4 protein-coding genes and 1 pseudogene are annotated in these 5,260 nt (G+C 53.3%); 3 read left to right on the forward strand and 2 right to left on the reverse strand.

Features of this window, described 5'->3' with window-relative positions; genetic code table 11:
* On the reverse strand, positions 1-2,462 hold a 2,462-nt coding region (locus tag C7K08_RS12520), incomplete at its 3' end, for a tetratricopeptide repeat protein (RefSeq protein ID WP_161955914.1).
* 41 nt (positions 2,463-2,503) lie between these two features.
* On the opposite strand from C7K08_RS12520, the gene C7K08_RS16510 reads away from it, so the two are divergent.
* The 3 genes from C7K08_RS16510 to C7K08_RS12535 all read left to right on the forward strand — a co-directional run bounded on the left by C7K08_RS16510 (position 2,504) and on the right by C7K08_RS12535 (position 4,908).
* Positions 2,504-3,010 (forward strand): helix-turn-helix domain-containing protein, encoded by a 507-nt coding sequence (locus C7K08_RS16510; RefSeq protein WP_106500917.1) that lies wholly within the window; start codon positions 2,504-2,506, stop codon positions 3,008-3,010.
* 23 nt (positions 3,011-3,033) lie between these two features.
* Positions 3,034-4,095: an IS3 family transposase gene (locus tag C7K08_RS15600; protein ID WP_161955915.1), complete on the forward strand. Its 1,062-nt coding sequence runs from the start codon at positions 3,034-3,036 to the stop codon at positions 4,093-4,095.
* A 336-nt stretch (positions 4,096-4,431) separates the two neighbouring features.
* Complete coding sequence (locus C7K08_RS12535) at positions 4,432-4,908, forward strand: DUF4189 domain-containing protein (protein ID WP_161955916.1); 477 nt, start codon at positions 4,432-4,434, stop codon at positions 4,906-4,908.
* Positions 4,909-5,066: 158 nt separating this feature from the next.
* Here C7K08_RS12535 and C7K08_RS15605 read toward each other — a convergent pair.
* Positions 5,067-5,260, reverse strand: a pseudogene (locus tag C7K08_RS15605) (hypothetical protein); the annotation flags it as partial.

Here is a 5,260-nt window from a genome sequence, read left to right on the forward strand (position 1 = left end):
CTTTCTACTAATTCACGGAATAGGCTTTCTGCTTCTTCTAATTGATTTGTTTCGCGTAGATCGATCGCCAGGTTGTTGATGGAAGTAAGTGTGCCGGAATCGGTGTAGCCGTTCTGTTCGCGGCACCAAGCGAGTTCACGTCGTCGCAGGGGGATGGCCTCGGCATGGCGCCCCTGATCGCTCAGACAACGAGCAAGGTTATAGCGACTTGACATTGTGTCGCCATTTTCATCGCCCAAGGATTCAATGCGACCTAAAAGTGCCTCCAGATAGAGCTGTTCAGATTCAATCAGCTCTCCATTTTTTCGCAAGTCAGCTGCAAGGCCGTTTATTGAGGTGAGCGTCCCTGGATCAGTGTCACCAAAGCGCTCTCGGCAGCATGCCAGCTCTCGCCTTCTAAACGCAGATGATTCATCAAATCTGCCCTGCTCTGACAAAAGAAGTGCAAGTCGGTATCTCGCACTATTTGTTTTAATATGATCTGAACCAAGTATATTCTCTCTTCCTTCAAGGCATTGCCTGTAGAGCCTCTCTGCATAGCCTGCATCACCTTTCTCCTTGCTGATATCAGCCAGGTTGAGCAATGCATTAAATACGAKAGGATGCTTTACTCCAAGGATTCTTTGTCTGTAATTCAGCACCCTGTGATACATCTTTTCAGCTGCTTCGTATTCACCAATTTCCTCGTACAATAGGCCTAAGCCCTCTATGGCGCTAATTGTTTCAGGATTATCGGGACCTAGCATCTGCTCTCTGCCAGCGATCACCTGCTGGTAAAGATTCTCTGCTTGCTTGTGTTTTCCATCTTGCTGTCTGTATACACTCGCAAGTCTGCGCATACTGGTCAAAGTGTCACGGTGCGAACTGCCCAGCAACTCTCTGCGCAAGTCGAGCACCTGTTCATAAATTGCTTCAGCCTTATCAAGTTCATCCTTCAGATCATGGATATAGCCAATATTGCTTAAAGTGAAAAGTGTTTTAGGGTGCTTCTTCCCCAACAACCTCTCCCTGACGTCTAGAACGCGGCGATACAGAGATTCCGCCATTCCGTAATTACCCTCTTTTATGTATACGCCGGCCAGTTTGGAAGCCGCTACCATGGTGGAATTATGTTCGGGCCCACGTAGGATCTCGCCCTCACGAAAACATCTCTCATAAAGAGTCTTGGCTTGCTGGTATTTTCCAGCATCAAATAAAGCACTAGCAAGCAATGAAACTCTGACTAGCACTCTGGCTTGATCGCGATCGTCACTCTGCTCCTCCAACTCAAGTGACAGTGCTCTTAATCGCAGAAGTAGCTCGCGGTAAAGACCGGCTTCATCTAGCAGGGCTGCGATGCGATCTGCAAAACAAATCAAATCTTTAGAGTTATCTATTCGCTTTTCGATTTCCTCCTCTACCAGCTTTGCAATAAGCTCATCGAGCTCACCATTACCCAAGCCCTTTACGGCAAGCCAGTAGTTGATCGCCTCCCGATCGTCACGCTCCTTCGCTAGCTCAAAAAGCTGACTGACATTGAGCAACAGGGCTCTCAGATCACCCTTCCGTTCTGCTTGCAAAAGCTGCCAAGGCAACTCCTCCGCCTTCCTTTCAGCCCAAATCTTTTGAGCCCCATACCAATCCAGCTGCTGCTTGAGGGTGTCGTGCCGGCCGCACTGCCGCAGCTCCTCCAGCAGCACCTTCAGGAACAGGGGTGATCCTGCTAGGGGGGTGGCCAAGATCTGCTGGCGCAGGCCGCCATCGAGTTCCTTGTTGTAGGGCTGCAGGTAGCGCTGAATCAGCTGCTCCTGCTCTGCTGTGGCCAGCGGCCCGATCGTGAGCGTGGTGTAAGCCCGCTCGCTCAGGATGTCTCTTGCCGGACAGGCCAGGGCACTGGCCACCACCTGCACGCCCGCCGGCAGATTCAGCGGCAGCCAGGGCAGGGCTTTCTGGTCGTCAAGATTCAAGCGATCGAGACCATCGAGCACCCAGATCCAACGATGTCCCTGTTGCTCGCACCAGCGGCCGAGGCTCTGGAGTGTTTCGGCCACATTGGCCACCAGCTCCCACCAGTCCTCGGGCACTGCCAGTGCCTCACTGATCAGCTCGGCTTCCAACAACTGCTGGGAAGCTGTATCGATCAGGCGCCCCAGCAGGGGCCGCAATGCATTGGCGTCGTTGGTGCAGCCCAGGTGGTGGGCATACACCACCTGGGCTGGATGGCTCTGGCTGTGCCGTTCGATCCAGTTGGCGATCAGGGCGCTCTTGCCCGCTCCTGATTCGCCGGTGATCAGGATCTGCTGTTCACCGTCCCCAATCCATTGCTCCAGCTGCTGGAGGTAGGCACCCCCGCCCACGTACTGGCCTGGTTTGGTGCGGGAGCGGCGGTAGTCGGCGTGTTTGCGCTCTTCCTTCTGCAGTGCATCGGGCTGCTCCCCTTCCGGGAACAGTCGCTCAACCCCCTCTGCCAGGAAAGTTGTCACCCCTGTTAATTGAATCCTTGGGGGCTTAATGGAGCAATTTAATGACTGCTTACAGCCTTGCTGTTCAAGCTGATGTACGTAAAAGGATGAGCCCGCCAAATCGGCAGGATGTGCCTCAAATTTCTAAGGAATTAGGTATTCATCAATCCACGCTTTATAAATGGCGCAGTAACTGGCGGTTGCAGGGGGAGGTGGTGCCAGCATCCGATAAAGACCCAGATCGCTGGAGTGCTGCAGATAAATTCACGGTGGTAGTAGAAACAGCTGGGTTTAATGCCACTGAGCTGAGTAGCTACTGCAGAGAGCGTGGTCTGTTCCTTGAACAGGTAGACCGCTGGCGTCAAACAGCGCAGGATGCAAATGCAAATGCAGTGCTAACCATGGCGGAGCAAAAGGAGCTTGAAAAGCTCCGCGCCCAGGACCAGCGGGAAATAAAAGCACTAAAAAAGGAACTGCAACGCAAGGAGAAGGCCCTGGCGGAGATGGCGGCCTTGCTGGTGCTGCAAAAAAAGTGGGAGGCCTACTGCTCGGAGGTCGCGGAAAGCTAACCAGCGCCGCCTGCCGGCAGAAGGTGATTGAGCTGATTGCTGAGGCCAATGCTGCAGGCGCCGGCCTCGTGCGGGCATGCGACGTGACCTGTATCTGCCTACGCACCCTTAAACGCTGGCGGCGTGAATTTAAAGCTGATGGCAATGGCGTTGATCGCCGTAAAGGCAGTGCCCGCAAAGTGGCCCATCGCTTAAGCGTTGAGGAAGGCCAAAGGATCTTGCTTACTTGCAATGAACCTAAATACGCCTCCTTGCCACCAGGCCAGATCGTGCCGGATCTCGCTGATCAAGGCATATATATAGGTTCTGAACGCAGTTTCTACCGGGTTTTACATGCCCACGGGCAGCTGCACCGCCGCGGTAGAGCGCGATTACCACAAGAACCAAGGCCTATTCCCAGGTTGCGCGCTGATGGCCCAAACCAGGTTTGGAGTTGGGATATTTCCTATCTCCCCACCAGCGTTAAAGGGATCTGGCTTTACCTCTACCTAGTGGTTGATATCTGGAGCAGAAAAGTTGTTGCCTGGGATGTGGAGCAATCTGAATCAGCTGAATTAGCAGCTCAGCTGGTGAGTAGGGCCTGCCTAAAGGAACGGATTAATAGCTCCCGAAAGCAGCCATTAATCCTCCATGCAGATAACGGATCATCAATGAGGGCGGCAACCCTGGAGGTGCGCTTAGAAGAGCTAGGGGTACTCAGATCCTTCTCGAGGCCACGGGTAAGCAACGACAATCCCTATTCCGAATCGCTATTCCGCACTGTTAAATACCGGCCTGATTACCCCAACCGGCCATTCAGCAGCAAAGAAGAAGCCTGCCAATGGGTTTCTTCTTTTGTGGATTGGTATAACCACCAACACCGCCATAGCGGCATCAAATTCGTTACGCCTCAGCAAAGGCATTGCGGTGAGGCGATAGAGATCTGCCGCCAGCGGTCACGCGTTTATGAGCTAGCCCGCATTGCAAATCCCAAACGCTGGAGCAGATCAATTCGTTGCTGGAAACTACCTGATTTGGTATGGATAAATGAACCATTAGCAACCCAGCAAACAAGCCTCCAGGTAACCTTGGCAAAGGAGGCATAAAACGCTTCCAAAGGGTGACATCTTTCCTGGCAGCTACCGGCCGCGCCCTATCCCCAAAAACATTTGCCTTGCCGCAATAAGGGGTCAACAGCTATGTTATTCGAAATATTTGACATGGCAAAGTTCAAAGTCAAATTCCAACTGAAGGGCGAGAATGGCCAGGGCAAGGGAAATTTAATTGAAGAAATAATAGAGGCTCCAAATATATTCGATGCCAAGGAGTTGATCAATAGGAAGTATGGAGGCGTCTTCTTGTGGGGTGGCCCACTTCCGGTCAATGAAAGCAGCTCAACATCGTCGTCGTCGAGTKGGAGCCAGTCCAAGCCTAATGGCTGCATGGTTGCACTGGGAGGAATTGCGCTCTTGATCGGCCTGGCAACAGGTGCTTTCAAGCCATCCACTGAACCTGATGCCTATCAAACACCGACACCGTCATCGCCTTCTGGTGAAGCATCAAGCCCCTCTGCTGACAAAGCCCCTGCGCAAGAGCCAGTTGAGAACACTGAGTCCCCTGTAGCCCAAGAGCTATGGGGTGCATTCGCCATTAGCCCCTCCACTGGGGAGAGTAGTTGGGCAAAGGGCTACAGCACCGAAAGTGAGGCCCAGCAGGCAGCCGTTCGGTCGTGTGGTCAAGACGACTGCAATGCCTTCGGATTCACAGCGGGTGCGGCGGCACTGGTGGAGAGTGACAGCCGTTGGTATCACGAATCCGGCCGGTCCTCGGAGGAGGAGGCCAGCAGCATGGCCTTGCAGCAGTGTCAGCGCGAGGAGCCGGCTGGCAATTGCAGGATGGTGGCGAGCTTCTCGTTCTGAGCGCTGGTGGCTCAGCTGGGCCACTCAATCGCCCAGCAATTCTCCGTATGCCTGCTCATACAGACTGATTTCTTCGAACAGTTCATCCGACAGCCCCCGCTGGGCCAGCAAGGTGGCTTCGGTAGCTGCCAGGAAAGATGTCACCCTTTGGAAGCGTTTTATGCCTCCTTTGCCAAGGTTACCTGGAGGCTTGTTTGCTGGGTTGCTAATGGTTCATTTATCCATACCAAATCAGGTAGTTTCCAGCAACGAATTGATCTGCTCCAGCGTTTGGGATTTGCAATGCGGGCTAGCTCATAAACGCGTGACCGCTGGCGGCAGATCTCTATCGCCTCACCGCAATGCCTTTGCT

It is taken from the genome of Synechococcus lacustris str. Tous, from assembly GCF_003011125.1.
Lineage (GTDB): Bacteria > Cyanobacteriota > Cyanobacteriia > PCC-6307 > Cyanobiaceae > Synechococcus_D > Synechococcus_D lacustris.